General features: G+C 68.5%; 12 protein-coding genes. 7 read left to right on the forward strand and 5 right to left on the reverse strand.

Features of this window, described 5'->3' with window-relative positions; translation table 11 throughout:
* Positions 1-38: 38 nt before the first annotated feature.
* Positions 39-788: a PAQR family membrane homeostasis protein TrhA gene (trhA, locus tag ABQE93_RS25805; protein WP_448411714.1), complete on the reverse strand. Its 750-nt coding sequence runs from the start codon at positions 786-788 to the stop codon at positions 39-41.
* A 57-nt stretch (positions 789-845) separates the two neighbouring features.
* Here trhA and ABQE93_RS25810 point away from each other — a divergent pair, with 57 nt between their 5' ends.
* The 3 genes from ABQE93_RS25810 to ABQE93_RS25820 all read left to right on the forward strand — a co-directional run bounded on the left by ABQE93_RS25810 (position 846) and on the right by ABQE93_RS25820 (position 3,583).
* Positions 846-1,643, forward strand: a complete 798-nt coding sequence (locus ABQE93_RS25810; protein WP_448411712.1) for a (2Z,6E)-farnesyl diphosphate synthase — start codon at positions 846-848, stop codon at positions 1,641-1,643.
* 14 nt (positions 1,644-1,657) lie between these two features.
* Positions 1,658-3,010 carry a hypothetical protein gene (locus tag ABQE93_RS25815; RefSeq protein ID WP_448411710.1) on the forward strand — a complete coding sequence of 451 codons (1,353 nt, stop codon included), beginning with the start codon at positions 1,658-1,660 and terminating at the stop codon, positions 3,008-3,010.
* Positions 3,011-3,172: 162 nt separating this feature from the next.
* The gene (locus ABQE93_RS25820) at positions 3,173-3,583 is read left to right on the forward strand and encodes a hypothetical protein (protein WP_448411708.1); all 411 of its coding nucleotides are present in this window, start codon (positions 3,173-3,175) and stop codon (positions 3,581-3,583) included.
* A gap of 25 nt (positions 3,584-3,608) precedes the next feature.
* Here the strand turns inward: ABQE93_RS25820 and coaA are convergent, their stop codons facing one another.
* Positions 3,609-4,547, reverse strand: coding sequence for a type I pantothenate kinase (gene coaA / locus ABQE93_RS25825; protein WP_448411706.1), 939 nt, complete (start codon positions 4,545-4,547; stop codon positions 3,609-3,611).
* 30 nt (positions 4,548-4,577) lie between these two features.
* Between coaA and ABQE93_RS25830 the strand changes: the two genes are divergently transcribed.
* From ABQE93_RS25830 to ABQE93_RS25845, 4 genes are all read left to right on the forward strand, one after another.
* Positions 4,578-5,774: a DUF885 domain-containing protein gene (locus tag ABQE93_RS25830; protein ID WP_448411704.1), complete on the forward strand. Its 1,197-nt coding sequence runs from the start codon at positions 4,578-4,580 to the stop codon at positions 5,772-5,774.
* 104 nt (positions 5,775-5,878) lie between these two features.
* The gene (locus ABQE93_RS25835) at positions 5,879-7,354 is read left to right on the forward strand and encodes a glycine hydroxymethyltransferase (protein WP_448411703.1); all 1,476 of its coding nucleotides are present in this window, start codon (positions 5,879-5,881) and stop codon (positions 7,352-7,354) included.
* Positions 7,355-7,421: 67 nt separating this feature from the next.
* On the forward strand, positions 7,422-8,249 hold the full coding sequence (locus tag ABQE93_RS25840) for an acyl-ACP desaturase (RefSeq protein ID WP_448411701.1): 828 nt from the start codon (positions 7,422-7,424) through the stop codon (positions 8,247-8,249).
* A 191-nt stretch (positions 8,250-8,440) separates the two neighbouring features.
* Positions 8,441-9,754 (forward strand): RNA 5'-3' helicase PhoH2, encoded by a 1,314-nt coding sequence (locus ABQE93_RS25845; protein ID WP_448411699.1) that lies wholly within the window; start codon positions 8,441-8,443, stop codon positions 9,752-9,754.
* Here ABQE93_RS25845 and ABQE93_RS25850 read toward each other — a convergent pair.
* From ABQE93_RS25850 to ABQE93_RS25860, 3 genes are all read right to left on the reverse strand, one after another.
* Entirely contained in the window at positions 9,732-9,923 is a 192-nt protein-coding gene (locus ABQE93_RS25850; protein WP_448411697.1) for a hypothetical protein, read from the reverse strand. The genes ABQE93_RS25845 and ABQE93_RS25850 overlap by 23 nt on opposite strands.
* Positions 9,924-10,054: 131 nt before the next feature.
* Entirely contained in the window at positions 10,055-12,817 is a 2,763-nt protein-coding gene (locus ABQE93_RS25855; RefSeq protein ID WP_448411695.1) for an ATP-binding protein, read from the reverse strand.
* A 30-nt stretch (positions 12,818-12,847) separates the two neighbouring features.
* Positions 12,848-15,613: an AAA family ATPase gene (locus ABQE93_RS25860; RefSeq protein ID WP_448411693.1), complete on the reverse strand. Its 2,766-nt coding sequence runs from the start codon at positions 15,611-15,613 to the stop codon at positions 12,848-12,850.
* Between the last annotated feature and the right edge of the window lie 80 nt (positions 15,614-15,693).

Genomic DNA, 15,693 nt, shown 5'->3' on the forward strand with positions numbered 1-15,693 from the left:
TGATGCACCCCGACGGGGCATTTGCGCGCCGAAATCGCTCAGAAGACGGCGAACCACATCGCGATGTAGTGGCAGATGGCGGCCACGGCCGTGCAGGCGTGGAAGAACTCGTGATGCCCGAACGTCGTCGGCCACGGGTCGGGCCAGCGCAGCGCGTAGAGCACGCCGCCGACGCTGTACAACGCGCCGCCCACGATCAGCAGCACCACCGCCGCCACGCCGGCCCCGTGCATGATCGGGCCGATGAACCATGCCGCCACCCAGCCCAGCAGGATGTAGAGCGGCACCCCGAGCCACCGCGGCGCCGACGGCCAGAACATCTTCAGCAGCACCCCGGCGATCGCGCCGCCCCACACGATCCAGAACAAGACCATGCCGTCGGTCGACGGCAGCGCGAGCAGCGCGAACGGCGTGTAGCTACCGGCGATGAAGATGAAGATCATCGAGTGGTCCAGGCGCTTCATCCACTTGCGCGCGGTCGCGAATTTCCAGTTCACCCGGTGATAGGCGCCGCTGACCGCGAACATCGCCACGATCGTCAGCGTGTAGATCAGCGTCGCGACGCCGGCCCTGGTGGATTGCACCGACCACGACACCGCGACCAGCGTCGCACCGCAGATCGCGGCCACCACGGCTCCGTAGACATGAATCCAACCCCGGGCGCGCGGCCTGCCGATGAAATTGGCGACACCGTCGACGAAGGCCTCAGGCAGGTCTTCTGCCGGCGCCTGCTGCTCGCGTAGCGCGGCGGCGGTGTCGTCGCCTGAGCGATGCAGGGGGGCCGTCATACGTCACCTCCGCTATCGGCGTGGGCGTTTCCGAGCATCACAGTAGTCTGGATCTTCGTGGACCTCATTCCTCCGCGGCTCAAAGAACCGGCATACCGGCTCTATGAGTTGCGGCTGCGCCAGGAGCTTGCGCGGTCCAAATCCCAACTGCCCCGGCATATCGCGGTGCTGTGCGACGGTAACCGCAGATGGGCACGTGATGCTGGTCACGATGACGTCAGCTACGGCTACCGGATGGGTGCCCGCAAGATCGCCGACATGCTGCGCTGGTGCCAGGAAGCCGGGATCGAGATGACCACCGTGTACCTGCTGTCCACCGAGAACCTGCAGCGCGATCCCGGGGAGTTGTCGTCGCTGATCGAGATCATCACCGACGTGGTCGAGGAGATCTGCGCCGCGGACAACCGCTGGACCGTGCGCACCGTCGGTGATCTCGAGCTGATCGGCGAGGAGCCGGCCCGACGGCTGCGTGAGGCCGTGGAGTCCACGCAAGTGGAAGCAACTGCCGGTTCTTTTCATGTCAACCTCGCCGTCGGCTACGGCGGGCGCCAGGAGATCGTCGACGCCGTGCGTCAACTGCTCGGCAAGGCGCTGGTGAACGGCGCCACCGGTGAGCAGCTGCTCGAGTCGGTCACCATCGACGCGATCTCGGAGAACCTGTACACCTCTGGGCAACCCGATCCGGACCTCGTCATCCGCACATCTGGGGAGCAGCGGTTGTCGGGGTTCCTGCTGTGGCAGAGCGCCTACTCGGAAATGTGGTTCACCGAGGCGTATTGGCCGGCGTTTCGGCGGGTGGACTTCCTTCGGGCGCTGCGTGATTACTCCGTGCGCCACCGCCGCTACGGCATGTGATGGAAACTTGGACCATGGCTGCGCTGTCGGCGGTGGTCTTCGCGCTCAGCTGGTGGTTGGGGCTGTATCTGCTCGCGCGTGATCCGCGTAAACCCGTCCTGGTGCTGTCCGCGATCGGCCTGACCAGTTTCGGGATGGTGGTGGCGCTGGACGCGGTGCGGGTGGTCAGCGGTTCGGACGCGCTGAGCCGCGTCGAGATCTATCTCGTGGCGGTGCCGGGTATCGCCTGGTTCGCGGTGCTGCTCGAGCTGTCGCGGCCCCGCGACAGTTGGCGCAGCCGCGCAGGTGAGATCGCGCTCGTGGCCGGGGTGGCCGCGATGGCGTTCGTCGGCGCGGCGATGGCCGGCAGCGTCGACGGCCCGTTGCGCACCGGGCACTGGGTGATGTTCGGTGCCATCTCGGTGTCCTCGCTGGGCGCGATGGTCAACGCGGTGCTGCGGCGGTCTCAGCCCGGGCCGGTGGTGGGTTTCGTAGTCATCGCGACGCTGTTCTTCGCGCTGGGCAACGCGATCCTGATCATCCCGCTGGGCCTGGTGCCGAGCTGGCTGGCGTTGGCAGGCACCGGGTTTGACGTGGCGGTGCTCGGCATCGCGGTCGCGATCAGTGACGCGTTCGACGAGGGCCAGGCACTGCGGGCCGATATGTTGCGCTCGTTCGCGGCGACGACGGTGGTGGCGGTGCTGTTCGGCGGGCAGGCGCTGATCGGGTTGGCGGTCACCGGCCACGACACCGCGCTGACCGTGCTGCTGTTCACCAGCGTGGGCATCGCGATCGCGATCAACGTGCTGGCGGACCCGCTGGCCGGCCTGCTGGACCGCGTGGCGTTCTCCCGCTCACCGGCGCTGCGCGCCGACCGCGCCGCGCTGCGCGACGCCGAGGCCGCACTGCCGCGCCGGTCCACCAACCCGCTCGACGACGTCGACGACGAAACCTTCGTGCGGCTCACCCGTCGCGCGCTCGGCCACTACGGCGATTTGTCCAAGCTGGTGGCCAGCCCGCTGACCGCGCTGCCGGTCATCGACGAACGCCTCGCCGCCCGCGGCGCACCCGATCAGCCGCTGGAGCGGGCCAACGAACTCAAGGCGCTGCTGGCTGAGCGCATCGCGCGCCTCAAACCCCGCGACGGCGGCGACTTCGGCACCACCGAAGAGTGGCGCCACTACAACTCGCTGTACTTCCCGTACGTCGTGGGTGTGCGGGCCTACGCGCAGAACGCCACCGCCTCCGGGCTGGACCCGGTCGCGCGTCGGGCCTGGCAGTGGTTCGTCACCGAGGTGCCGCAGCGCTCACTGCACAACTGGCAGAACGCCGCCGCGCGGCTGATCGCCGCCGATCTGCGGGGCAGCCTGGTCGGCGTCCAAGACTGACGTTGTGCCGCTGACCTGCGGTTGGCAGTAGTTGGCAGCGTCTGGTGTCGATCTGGCAGTGGCGTCGCAGCAGCATCTCACATGACTGGTCCGGAGCCGCCGTCGTCAGAGGTTGCGGCGTCGGCTCCGGAACGGTCCCTCACCCGAGAAAGGAACCCTCCGATGGCTGCCATCACCACACCCAGGCTCAACCAATCCACCGACTCGCTGCTGCGCCTTGCCATGCGCGCCGACGGCATCCTCACCGGCCTCGCCGGCGTCGCGGCCATCCCGCTGGCCGGCTGGCTGGCCGACATCTCCGGGACCACAACCGCATTCGAGTACGCGATGGGCGCCTTCTTCATCGGCTACGGTGCCGTGGTGCTCGCGCTGGCGGCGTTGCCGTCGGTGCGTCGCGCCGGGATGGCGGTGATCGTGGCCAACGTCGTGTACACGGTCGCCGCGGTCGGGCTTGTGCTCGTCGACGTGTTCCCGTTGACGACGGTCGGGGTGGTGCTGACGCTGGCGACCGGCGCCTACACGCTGGTGTTCGCCGAACTGCAGTACCAGGGCTGGCGGCGCATCAAACCCTGATGGGTCCGCTCGCGCTTCGGGTGGCTCACAGCTTGCGCAGCCGCAGCCGGTTGATCGAGTGGTCGGCGTCCTTGCGCAATACCAGCGTGGCCCGCGGCCGCGTCGGCAGGATGTTCTCGATCAGGTTGGGCCGGTTGATGGAATGCCAGATGTCACGGGCGGCGAATACCGCCTGATCGTCGGTCAACGTCGCGTAGTGGTGGAAGTGCGAGGCCGGATCGGCGAACGCCGTCGAGCGCAAGCCGAGAAACCTTGTGATGTACCACTGTTCGATGTCCTCGATGCGGGCATCGACGTACACCGAGAAATCGAAAAGGTCCGACACCATCAACGTCGGGCCGGTCTGCAAGACGTTGAGGCCCTCGAGGATCAGGATGTCGGGATGGCGCACGATCTGCTTCTCACCCGGGACGATGTCGTAGAGCAGGTGTGAGTAGACCGGCGCACAGACTTCGTCGGCGCCCGACTTCACCGAGGTGACGAACCGCATCAACGCGCGGCGGTCATAGCTTTCCGGAAAGCCCTTGCGACCCATGAGGTTACGACGGACAAGCTCGGAGTTCGGATAGAGGAAACCGTCGGTGGTGACCAGGTCGACGCGCGGATGGTGTTCCCAGCGCGCCAGAAGTGCCTGCAGCACACGGGCGGTGGTCGACTTGCCGACGGCGACGCTGCCTGCCACGCCGATGACGAACGGCACCGGCCGGTCCGGGTTCTGCTGCGGCTCACCGAGGAACTCCGCGGTGGCCTCGAACAACCGCTGCCGCGCGGCGACCTGCAGGTGGATCAACCGCGCCAGCGGTAGGTAGACCTCTTGGACCTCGATCAGGTCGAGTTTCTCGCCGAGGCCCCGCAACCTCAGCAGTTCGTCCTCGCTGAGCTTCAGGGGCGTCGACATGCGCAGTGCCCGCCACTGACTTCTATCGAACTCCACGTAGGGGCTGGGTTCGCTCAGCCGCGCCATGCGCTCAGTGTGGCATTTAACGTTGAGGCCATGGACTCCAGCACCGTGATACGGGAGTACTTGCTGCTCGGTTTGCGCTTCGACCGGGTCGAAGCCGGGTACGTCGACGCCTTCACCGGCGACCAGGAGCTGCGCCGCGCGGTGGCCGCCGAACCCCCGCCCGACCCCGCTGAGCTGGCCCGTCAGGCCGAGCGACTGCAGGCCGAGCTGCCTGCGGGGCTGGATCCGGCGCGCGCCGATTTCGTCGCCGCCCACCTGCGCGCGCTGGCCTGTGCCGGGCGCAAGTTCGCAGGCCACGACGTCGGGTTCGTCGACGAGGTCGAGGCCTACTTCGACGTGCGCATCGCCAAGGGCGACGAGGATCGGTACCGCCAGGCGCACCGCGGGCTCGACGAGGCGCTGGGCGGTGACGGGCCGCTGGCCGAGCGGATGGCGGCCTACCGCGCCGGTGAGGAGATCGCGCCGGAGCGCCTCGAGGAGTGCATCCACGCGTTTTCCAGCGCGCTGCGCGACCGGGTGCGCGCCGAATATCCGCTGCCCGAGACCGAAACCATCACCTACGAGGTGGTGACCGACAAACCGTGGGCGGGGTTCAACTACTACCTCGGCGACTACCGCTCCACCGTCGCCGTCAACGCCGACCTCAAACAGCAGATGGCCAACTTGCCGCGACTGGTGGCCCACGAGTCCTATCCCGGCCACCACACCGAGCACTGCCGCAAGGAGGCCGGCCTCGTCGAGGGCAAGGGCCAGCAGGAGCAGACGATCTTTCTGGTCAACACCCCGCAGTGCCTGATGGCCGAGGGCCTCGCCGATCTCGCGCTCTACGCCGCGATCGGACCGAACTGGGGGAGTTGGGCCGCCGAGATCTACGCCGATTTGGGCCTGCGGTTCGACGGGGAACGCGCGCAGGCGGTGTCCGACGCTGCGCATCTGCTAGCTGATGTGCGCCAGGACGCGGCGCTGATGCTGCACGACGAGCGCCGCGACGTCGACGACGTCGTCGCCTTCCTCAAGCGGTGGCTGCTGATCAACGACGAGCGGGCGCGCCAGATGCTGCGGTTTCTGTCGTCGCCGCTGTGGCGCGCCTACACCAGCACCTATGTGGAGGGTTACCGGCTGCTACGCGGCTGGTTGGACGACCGCCCGGCCGGCGTCGGGCTGACCGAGCGGTTCGGCAGGCTGCTCGACGAACCGCTGATCCCCTCGGCTTTACGAGCCGCTTAGCCGCCCCTTGGTGCCGAACGTGGGTTACCCGCACGCCGGGGGCGTCGAAGACGTGCGTTAATCCCACACTCGGCGCCCAGCGCACGGGCACTACGCTGAACCCCATGACTGCAGACCCCGTGACCACCCACGCTGCTGCTCCAGGTGCGGAGTACGCCGAGACCGCCAGCCAGGCCTACCGGGCAGCGCTGCAGGTCATCGAGTCCGTCGAGCCCCGCATCGCCGCCGCGACACGCAAAGAGCTTGCCGACCAACGAGATTCGCTGAAGCTGATCGCCAGCGAAAACTATGCCTCACCGGCGGTGCTGTTGACGATGGGCAGTTGGCTGTCCGACAAGTACGCCGAGGGCACCATCGGGCACCGGTTCTACGCGGGCTGTCAGAACGTCGACACCGTCGAAAGCGTTGCCGCCGAGCACGCCCGAGAGCTGTTCGGCGCGCCGTACGCCTACGTCCAGCCGCACTCGGGGATCGACGCCAACCTGGTCGCGTTCTGGGCGATCCTGGCCACCCGGGTCGAGGCCCCGGCGCTGGCCGAGTTCGGCGTCAAGCACGTCAACGACCTGTCGGAGGCGGACTGGGAGGGGCTGCGCAACAAGCTCGGTAACCAGCGTCTGCTCGGCATGTCGCTGGACGCCGGCGGCCATCTCACGCACGGATTCCGGCCCAACATCTCCGGCAAGATGTTTCACCAGCGCAGCTACGGCACCGACCCCGAGACCGGGCTGCTGGACTACGACGCGCTGGCGGCCGCCGCGCGGGAGTTCAAACCGCTGATCCTGGTGGGCGGGTACTCGGCGTACCCGCGGCGGGTCAACTTCGCCAAGCTGCGCGAGATCGCCGACGAGGTCGGCGCGACGCTGATGGTCGACATGGCGCACTTCGCCGGCCTCGTGGCGGGCAAGGTGTTCACCGGCGACGAGGACCCCGTGCCGCACGCGCACGTCACCACCACGACGACGCACAAGTCGCTGCGCGGACCGCGCGGCGGGATGGTGCTCGCGCAACCGGAGTACTCCGATGCCGTCGACAAGGGATGCCCGATGGTGTTGGGCGGCCCGCTTTCTCACGTGATGGCCGCCAAGGCCGTCGCGCTGGCCGAGGCGCGCCAACCCGCGTTCCAGACCTACGCCCAGCGCGTCGCCGACAACGCCAAGGCGCTGGCCGACGGGTTCCTCAAGCGCGGGGCCCGGCTGGTCACCGGCGGGACCGACAACCACATCGTGCTGCTCGACGTGACGTCGTTCGGGCTGACCGGACGCCAGGCCGAGTCCGCGCTGCTGGATTCCGGTGTGGTCACCAACCGCAACTCGATTCCGGCCGACCCCAACGGCGCGTGGTACACCAGCGGCATCCGGTTCGGCACCCCGGCGCTGACGACGCGCGGGTTCGGTGCGGCCGAATTCGATCGCGTCGCCGAACTCGTCGTCGACGTGCTGACCAACACCGAGCCCGCCGCCGCCTCGTCGGGTCCCTCAAAAGCCAAGTACAAGCTGGCCGACGGCACCGCCGAGCGGGTGCACTCCGCCGCTGCCGAGTTGCTGGAGGCCAACCCGCTGTATCCGGGCCTGACGCTGTAGCTGGCGGGGCGCCCCTTTCGGCGGGTTGGTTTTTCGGAATGTGTGAACTCGGGTTACAGTTACTTTCATGGCACAGAAACCTGTACCAAACGCGCTGATCACCGAGCTCGAACCGGTCGTGCAGCAGGAGCTGCGCCGCCACATCGACTCCGAGGACCTCTGGTACGCGCATGACTATGTGCCGTTCGAGCAGGGCGAGAACTTCGCCTTCCTCGGTGGCCGGGACTGGGACCCGTCGCAGGTGACGCTGCCCAAGAACGTCACCGATGCGCTGGAGATCCTGCTGATCACCAAGGACAACCTGGCCAGCTTCCACCGCGAGTTCGTCTTCAGCTTCATCCTCGAGGAGAAGTGGGGCCGCTGGATCGGCCGCTGGACCGCCGAGGAGCACCTGCACGCGATCGCGCTGCGCAACTACCTCGTCGTCACCCGCGAGATCGACCCGGCCGCCAACGAAGACGTGCGCGTCGAGCACGTGATGAAGGGCTACCGCGCCGACACCTACAGCCAGGTCGAGCGGCTGGTGTTCATGGCGTTCTTCGAACGCGCGCACGCGGTGTTCTGCCGCCACCTCGAAGCGCAGATCTCCGAGCCGGTGCTCAAGAACCTGATCGGGCGGATCGCCAGGGACGAGGAGCGCCACGAGGAGTTCTTCGCCAACCTCGTCTCCCACCTGCTGACCACGCACCGCGACGAGACCGTCGAGGCGATCGCCAACCGCGCCGCCGACCTCGACGTCGTCGGCGGGGACATCGACGCCTACGCCGACAAAGTCGCGCATGTCGCCGAGGCAGGCATCTTCGGGCCCGACGACCTGCGCCAGGTCGTCACCGACCGCATCGCCGCGTGGGGGCTGGCCGACGAACCGCGCCTTGCGCAGTTCGCCACCGCGTAACCCGCAGCTACGGCGCGCCTGCGCGGCGGGAATGTCGCGACCGGAGTAGCGTCGGCTTCGATGGCTAGCGACGTGCTCTGCTATCCGGGCGGTACCGATCGTTACAACGACGAGAGGACCGGCCCCGGTCCTCGTACCGCAGCGTCCGCCGACGTGTTCGTGTGGGGCCGCGCGAGCTCGAGGAGCGCTACGTGACTGATTCGGTCATCCGGAGCTATGTGCTCGACACCTCTGTGCTGCTGTCCGATCCGTGGGCGGCAACCCGGTTCGCCGAACACGAGGTCGTTGTTCCGCTGGTGGTCATCAGCGAACTGGAAGCCAAGCGTCATCATCACGAGCTGGGCTGGTTCGCCCGCCAGGCACTGCGGATGTTCGACGATCTGCGCCTCGAACACGGACGGCTCGATCAGCCGATTCCCGTTGGCACACAAGGCGGTACGCTGCACGTCGAGCTCAACCACAGCGATCCCTCGGTGCTGCCCGCCGGGTTCCGCACCGACAGCAACGACGCGCGGATCCTGACCGTGGCCGCCAACCTCGCGGCCGAAGGTAAAGCGGTGACCCTGGTCAGCAAGGACATTCCGTTGCGGGTCAAGGCCGGTGCCGTCGGATTGTCCGCCGACGAGTACCACGCCCAGGACGTCATCACTTCGGGCTGGACGGGCATGGACGAACTCGACGTCGCGCCCGAGGACATCGACATGCTGTTCGCCGACGGCGAGGTCGACCTCGAGGACGCCCGTAATCTGCCGTGCCACACCGGTGTTCGGTTGCTCGGTGGCACCTCGCACGCGCTGGGCCGGGTCAACGCCGAAAAGCGGGTGCAGTTGGTGCGCGGCGATCGCGAGGCGTTCGGGTTGCGCGGGCGCTCCGCCGAACAGCGGGTGGCGCTGGACCTGTTGCTCGACGAGTCGGTCGGCATCGTCTCGCTGGGCGGTAAGGCCGGCACCGGCAAATCCGCGCTGGCGCTGTGCGCCGGGCTGGAGGCGGTGCTGGAACGTCGCACCCAACGCAAGGTCGTGGTGTTCCGGCCGTTGTATGCCGTGGGCGGGCAGAACCTCGGCTACCTGCCGGGCAGCGAGAGCGACAAGATGGGCCCGTGGGCGCAGGCCGTGTTCGACACCCTCGAGGGCCTGGCCAGTCCCGCGGTGCTGGAGGAGGTACTGGCCCGCGGCATGCTCGAGGTGCTGCCGCTGACCCACATCCGGGGACGTTCGCTGCACGACTCGTTCGTCATTGTCGACGAGGCCCAGTCGTTGGAGCGCAACGTGCTTCTCACCGTGCTGTCGCGGCTCGGAACCGGGTCGCGGGTGGTGCTCACCCACGATGTGGCCCAACGCGACAACTTGCGGGTCGGCCGCCACGACGGGGTGGCCGCGGTGATCGAAAAGCTCAAGGGTCACCCGTTGTTCGCCCACATCACGCTGTTGCGCAGCGAGCGTTCACCGATCGCGGCATTGGTTACCGAGATGCTCGAGGAGATCAGCCCCGGCGCCCTGCCCTGATGCGGTTGGTGGAGCCGTAGCCGCGTACCAGGTACCAGCCCGCGGCCGCCGCGCCGCCGAGGGCCATCACCCGATCGACCGGGTCGGCGCGCGACAGGTCGAGCAGCGCCGCCAGGCCCAGCGCCGCGAACCCGGTACCCAGCGCGGGCTGCCAAGTACCCGTGGTCACCAGGGCACAGGGATAAGCGGGTGAGGCGGCGGAGGCGTGATCAACGAGCACCGGATACTCCTGAAAGTCAATCGATCGGTCCAGCGCTCGACGCTAATTGGTGCTGGCGCGCTGGGAAATAGGGGGTTTCCCTACGCCTCGGTGCGCCCGACGTGGCGGCCCAGCTCGGCGCGTGATTTGATGCCCAGCTTGCGGTAGACGCGGGCCAGGTTCGCTTCGACGGTCTTGGGGCTGATGAACAGCGCGGCGGCCACGTCGCGGTTCTTCATTCCGGAGGCGGCCAGCTCGGCGACCCGCTGTTCGGACGGGGTGAGCTGACCGCTCTGGCGGGGGCCGACGCTGGCCCGCACCAACTCCGAGCGCGCCCGGTCGGCCCACAGCGGAACGTGCAGCCGCTCGAAGATATCGAAGGCTTCCTGCAGACGCGTCGACGCCGCCTCCTTCCTGCGTTGCCTGCGTTCGATCTGGCCCAGCAGAAGCAGGGTGCGGGCGCGTTCGAACGGCATCGGCAACCGCTCGTGTGCGGTCATCGCGCGCAGCGCCGCCGCGTGCGCGCCGTCGAGATCTCCGTACGCCGCGAGCAGCATGCCCCGCGAGCGCGCGCCGACGGCAAGCATCCAGGGCCGGTCCAGCCGCTGCCCGTTGCGTTCGAGGGCATCGATCAACGGTTCGGCCTTCTCCGGACGGCCCGTCTGCACCAGCGCCTCGATCGCGTCGGGCAGGTACGCCGCGTTGGGCAGCTCCGTCGACGTCGAAGCCGGATCGAAGGTCGCCAGCAACGGCGCCACCGCCGCCAGCGCCGCGTCATGGTTGGCCAGCGACAGCTCCAGGAACGCCAGCGCGCCCAGCACCCGCTCCGATAGCCGGGAAGTCCCTGAGCTCCGGGCACTTTCGAGTGCATCGGCGATCGCCCGGCGGGCCTCGGTCTCGTGTCCTGCGTATGCCGCCAGTTGCGCGCGCAGGCTCTGCGCCAGGAAGCGCGGTGTGTTTCCGCCGAGCTGACGGGCGATCTCCAGGGTGTCCTCGGCGACCAGGTTGGCGTTGACCAAGTCGCCACGCCACAGCGAGTTCATCACCGCGTGCTGAGCGATGAAGACGTGTTCGCCCTCCTCGCCTTTCTCCAGGCAACGAGACCGGATCGCCTCGAGCTTCTGATCGGCGAGGTCGAACTGGTTGGTCCAGTGCAACAGCAGGGCGTGCTGGACGCTGGGCCGAAACACCAGCGGCGTCAACGCTTCGGTGTCCTCGAGTTCCAACGCCCTGCGGATGGATTGCTCGTCGAGTCCGCGGCCCGCGGTGAACAAGAGGATCGAACGCATCCCCAGCGCGATGCTCAGCAGGTGCGGTTGACCCAGCCGCTCTCCGAGAGCCACCGCCTCGTCGGCGGTGTGCACACCCTCTTCGACGTGGTTGTTGTGAAACAGGCAGTACGCCAAGGTAACCAGCAGCTGCACCCGCAGGGGGCTGTCTTCGACGGCATGGTCGAGCGCCTCCCGCAGCAACGGGGCCGCAACGATGAACCCCTCACTGTAGAGGCGCACCACGGCCAAGCGGCTCAACGTCTCTGCGCGCAGATCACCGGAGGGCAACTGGTCCACGGTCTCTGCGAGCACGGCCGCCGCCCGGCGGTGGTCGCCGGCGTCGAAATGGTGCAGCGCGCTGCGGAGCCGACGGTCGGGGGTGTCACCGCCGAGGCCGATCGCCAGATCCACCAGTTCGGCTGCGGCGGCGGGCGCGCCGCGGATCCGAGCGGATTCGGCCGCCGCATCCAGTGCGTCGAGGGTGACCTGGTCGCCGCTGGTGGCGGCCAGTGCCAGATGCCTGGCCCGCAGTTCGGGTTCGTCGACGATCTCGGCGAGCCGCCGGTGCATCTGGCGGCGCCGGCCCGGGGCGGTCTGGCTGTACACGCCGCTGGCCAACAGGGGATGGGCGAACTGGATCCGGTTGCCGTCGATGGCGATAATGCCTTTGTTCTCAGCGACTTCGAGCAGCTCGACCGCCCGGTCGTCGTCGCTGACCGTCGCACTCGAGACCGATTCGACGGTCGGGAACGCCATGCACGACGCCGCAAGCAACGCGTCGTGCACGTCGGGTTCGAGGGTGCCGATCCGGCTGCGCACGACGTCGGTGAGCGTCCGCGGCAGCGCGGTGCCGATGCTGGTCGGCCGGTCGTCGATCGCGCGGGCAAGTTCGATCGCGTAGAACGGGTTACCGCCCGACATCTGGTGGATCTGCCCGATTATCGGGCGGGAGAACGGTTTTCGCAGCCGAGCTGTCACCGCCGTGTGAAGGTCCTGAACGCTCAACGGGTGCAGCCGAATGCGCTTGAGCGCCTCCGGTCGCGGCAATTGCAGCCATCCCGCGCCGGCACCGTCGCCCGGGTCGGTGCGCACGGAGGCCAGAATTCCCGCCGGGCCCATGAGCCGGCGCGCGGCGAACGCGATGACGTGCATGCTGGACGGGTCCACCCACTGCAGGTCGTCGATCGCCAGCAACACCGGGCCCTCGTCGCCGAGCCGTTCGATCACCGACAGAAACGCCGCCGCCACCGCGCGCTGGTCGGTGACCGCGTCGTTGTCCGCGCGCAGCAGCACCTGATCGACCGCGAGCAGCTGCGGGTCCGGCAGATCGGCCCAGGCGCCGGCGTCGACCTCGTCGAGCAGGTCGGCCAGCGCCGTGTACGCGAGCACCGACTCCGCTTCTGCCGCGCGTGCGGACAGCACCCGAAAGCCCCGCGCCTGTGCCTGCTCCACCGCTGCCAACCAGAGCGTGGTCTTGCCGATGCCCGCCTCGCCCTCGATCAGCAGGGCCGAAGGGCCGACGGCGGTGGCCGCCAAGAACTCATCGATCGCGCGCTTGTGCGCGGGATGGGTCCCCACATCGCCGGTGGCCATACCAAAGAGAATCTCAGCAAACCGCGCGGATCACCAATTGTTCGGTGCAATGTCATCGGCGGCGGTCGCCATCACCCGGCCGAGCTCGGCGCGCGACCGGATTTCCAGCTTGCGATATGCCCGCGCCAGCGTCGCTTCGACGGTTTTGGCGCTCAGCGACAGCTCCGCGGCAACGGCGCGGTTCGTCATGCCGGAGGCGGCCAGCTCGGCCACCCGGCGCTCGACAGCCGTCAGGTCGCGGCGCTTCTGTGGTGCCTCGACGCCGCCGGGCAACTGGGCCCGCGCGCGAGCCGCCCACAACGGGGCGCCGAGCCGCTCGAAGGCCGTCAGCGCCTGGTGCAGTGACGCCGGCGCCTCCCGCTGCCGCGCACGCGCCTGAAGCGTGCCGAGCACGAGCTGTGTGCGCGCCCGCTCGAACGGCATCGCAAGGCGGTCGTGATGGTCGATCGCCTGATGTGCGGCGGCGACGGCGCCGGTCAGGTCACCTTGGGCGGCCAGCACCAGCGCCCGGCAGCGCCCACCCATCGCCAGCATCCAGGCGCGGTCCAGCCGGTGTCCGTTGCGTTGCAGATCGTCGACGAACGGTTCGGCCTGGGCCACCCGCCCCGACGCGACCAGTGCCTCCACCGCGTCGGGCAGGTACGCCGCCGCCGACATCTCCGTGGAGTTCGGGGCGTGCCGCGCCATCAGCGGCTCCAGCGCGGTCACTGCGGCTTCGTGGTGGCCCAGCGACAGCTCCAGCAGCCCTAGAGCGGTTCTGGCCTGGTCTTCGTGCCACGCGGTGCCGCTGAGCTTGCAGACGTCGATCGCGTCGGCGATGACGGGGCGGGCCTCGTCCTCGGCACCGTCATAGACCGCCAGCCACGCCTTGAGCAGCAGGCTCAGCATCGTGGGGAAGTCGCCGCCGAGTTGGCGGGCCAGCGCTGTGACGTCCTGGGACAGCCGCTTGGCCTCGGCGAAGTCCGCGCGCCAGATCCGGTTCACCACGACGTAGAAGTTGACGAAGATCAGCTCACCTTCCTCACCCCGGTCGATGCAGCGTCGCTCGACGGCCCGCAGCTGTTCATACGAGGAGTCCAGGTCGCCGCTGCAGGCCAGGATCAGCGCGTGTTCGACGCTGGGGCGAAGCATGGTCGGGGTGAAGGAGTCGTGGTCCTCGAGCTCGAGCGCGCGCTGCAGGCTGGCCTCGTCGATACCGCCGCCACCGAAAAACTGCAGGGTGGCGCGCACGCCCAAGGCCTGGCTGAGCAGCGCGGGGTCGCCGAGCGGTTCGGCGTGTGACACGGCCTCTTGGCCGAGCCGCCACGCGGCTTCGAACTGGCCGGTCATGTACTGCGCGTAGGCCAGCGCAATCAAGATGCTGACCCGAAGCGGACCGTCGGGTGAGTCTTCGTCCAGCGCGCGCGCCAACAGATTGCGTCCCTCGACGTAGCCGTCGGCCATGAACCGCACGAACGCCAACGCGCGCCGGGCCTGCGCGCGTAGCGGCCCCGGTTCCATGTCCGCGATGGACTGCTCCAGCAGGGTGCGGGCTCGGACCGGGTCGCCGGCGTCGAACGTGTGGGTGGCCAACAGCATTCGACGCTGCGGGGTGTCGCCACCGAGACCGATCGCGAGGTTGAGAAGTTCGGCCGCGGCCGCGGGCGCACCGCGGGCGTGTGCTGAGGCGGCGGCGTCGTCCAACGCCTGCAGCGTCTCGGCATCGCCATTGGTCACCGCCAAGGCCAGGTGCCGCGCCCGCAGTTCGGGTTCGACGGCGACGTCGGCCAGGCGGCGGTGCATGGATCGGCGCCGCGCCGGTGAGGCGTCGGAGTACACACCGGCGGCCAGCAGCGGGTGGGTGAACCGGATCCGGTGGCCCTCGATGGCGATGATGTCTTGGTGTTCGGCGGCCTCGAGCAGTTCGACCAACCGGTCGCGATCGGTGTCGCACGCGGCGAGCACCCGCTCGACGGTCGGCGTGGCCAGCGAGGCGACGGCCAGCAGTGTGTCGTGGGTTTCGGCGTCGAGGCCGCTGAGCCGAACGCGCACCAGCTCCGCCAACGTGTCGGGAAGCTCGGTGCCGGTGTTCTCGTCGATGGTGCGGGCCAATTCGATGGCGTAGAACGGGTTTCCACCCGAAACTTGCTGTATGCGCGTGAACGTCGAGCGTGGCAGCGGTCGATCGACGCTTTGTGACAGCACCTGATGAAGCGCCTGGGACGACAAAGGTCCCAACGTAATCCGACGGACCGCGTCGGGCCGGGGCAGCTGTAGCCACGATGCGGCGTCGCCGGCGTCGGGATCGGTGCGGATCGTGGCGATCAGCCCCACCGGGCCGGTCAGCCGCCTTGCGGTGTAGGCGATCACGTACGCGCTGGAGGGGTCCAGCCACGGCAGGTCGTCGATGGCCAACAACAGCGGGCCGTCCTCGCTCAACCTCTCGACAATCGACAGGAACGCCGCTGCGACCGCACGCTGATCGGTTGCCGCAGCGGAGCCTTTCGTCCCGGACAGGATGTGATCGACCGCGGCATGCTGCGGTCCAGGCAAGTATGACCAGATCGCGGGGTCCACGTCGGCGAGCAGGTCGGCCAGCGCGGTGTAGGCCAGCACCGACTCCGCTTCGGTCGCGTCGGTCGACATCACCCGAAACCCGCGGTGGCGCGCACTTTCGGCGGCTGCCAGCCACAACGTGGTCTTACCGATGCCCGCATCGCCCTCGATCAACAGCGCCGACGGCGTGCTGGACGCCGAATCCAGGAACTCCGCCACCGTCGCCTCCTCGGCGGGGCGGTGGGCCAGATACGCGGGCATACGGACGAACTCTCGGGCGGTTACAGGTGTGCGTGTCGGTGTAGTGCTGCCTGAGCGTATCGGCGTTTCGTCTGTCGCGA

This window comes from Mycolicibacterium sp. XJ662 (assembly GCF_053484035.1).

Bases quoted from the DNA above. Each gene is read 5' to 3' on its own strand.
- trhA (WP_448411714.1), bottom strand. From the start codon at position 788: ATGACGGCCCCCCTGCATCGCTCAGGCGACGACACCGCCGCCGCGCTA.
- ABQE93_RS25815 (WP_448411710.1), top strand. From the start codon at position 1,658: ATGGCTGCGCTGTCGGCGGTGGTCTTCGCGCTCAGCTGGTGGTTGGGG.
- ABQE93_RS25820 (WP_448411708.1), top strand. From the start codon at position 3,173: ATGGCTGCCATCACCACACCCAGGCTCAACCAATCCACCGACTCGCTG.
- coaA (WP_448411706.1), bottom strand. From the start codon at position 4,547: ATGGCGCGGCTGAGCGAACCCAGCCCCTACGTGGAGTTCGATAGAAGT.
- ABQE93_RS25830 (WP_448411704.1), top strand. From the start codon at position 4,578: ATGGACTCCAGCACCGTGATACGGGAGTACTTGCTGCTCGGTTTGCGC.
- ABQE93_RS25835 (WP_448411703.1), top strand. From the start codon at position 5,879: ATGACTGCAGACCCCGTGACCACCCACGCTGCTGCTCCAGGTGCGGAG.
- ABQE93_RS25840 (WP_448411701.1), top strand. From the start codon at position 7,422: ATGGCACAGAAACCTGTACCAAACGCGCTGATCACCGAGCTCGAACCG.
- ABQE93_RS25855 (WP_448411695.1), bottom strand. From the start codon at position 12,817: ATGGCCACCGGCGATGTGGGGACCCATCCCGCGCACAAGCGCGCGATC.
- ABQE93_RS25860 (WP_448411693.1), bottom strand. From the start codon at position 15,613: ATGCCCGCGTATCTGGCCCACCGCCCCGCCGAGGAGGCGACGGTGGCG.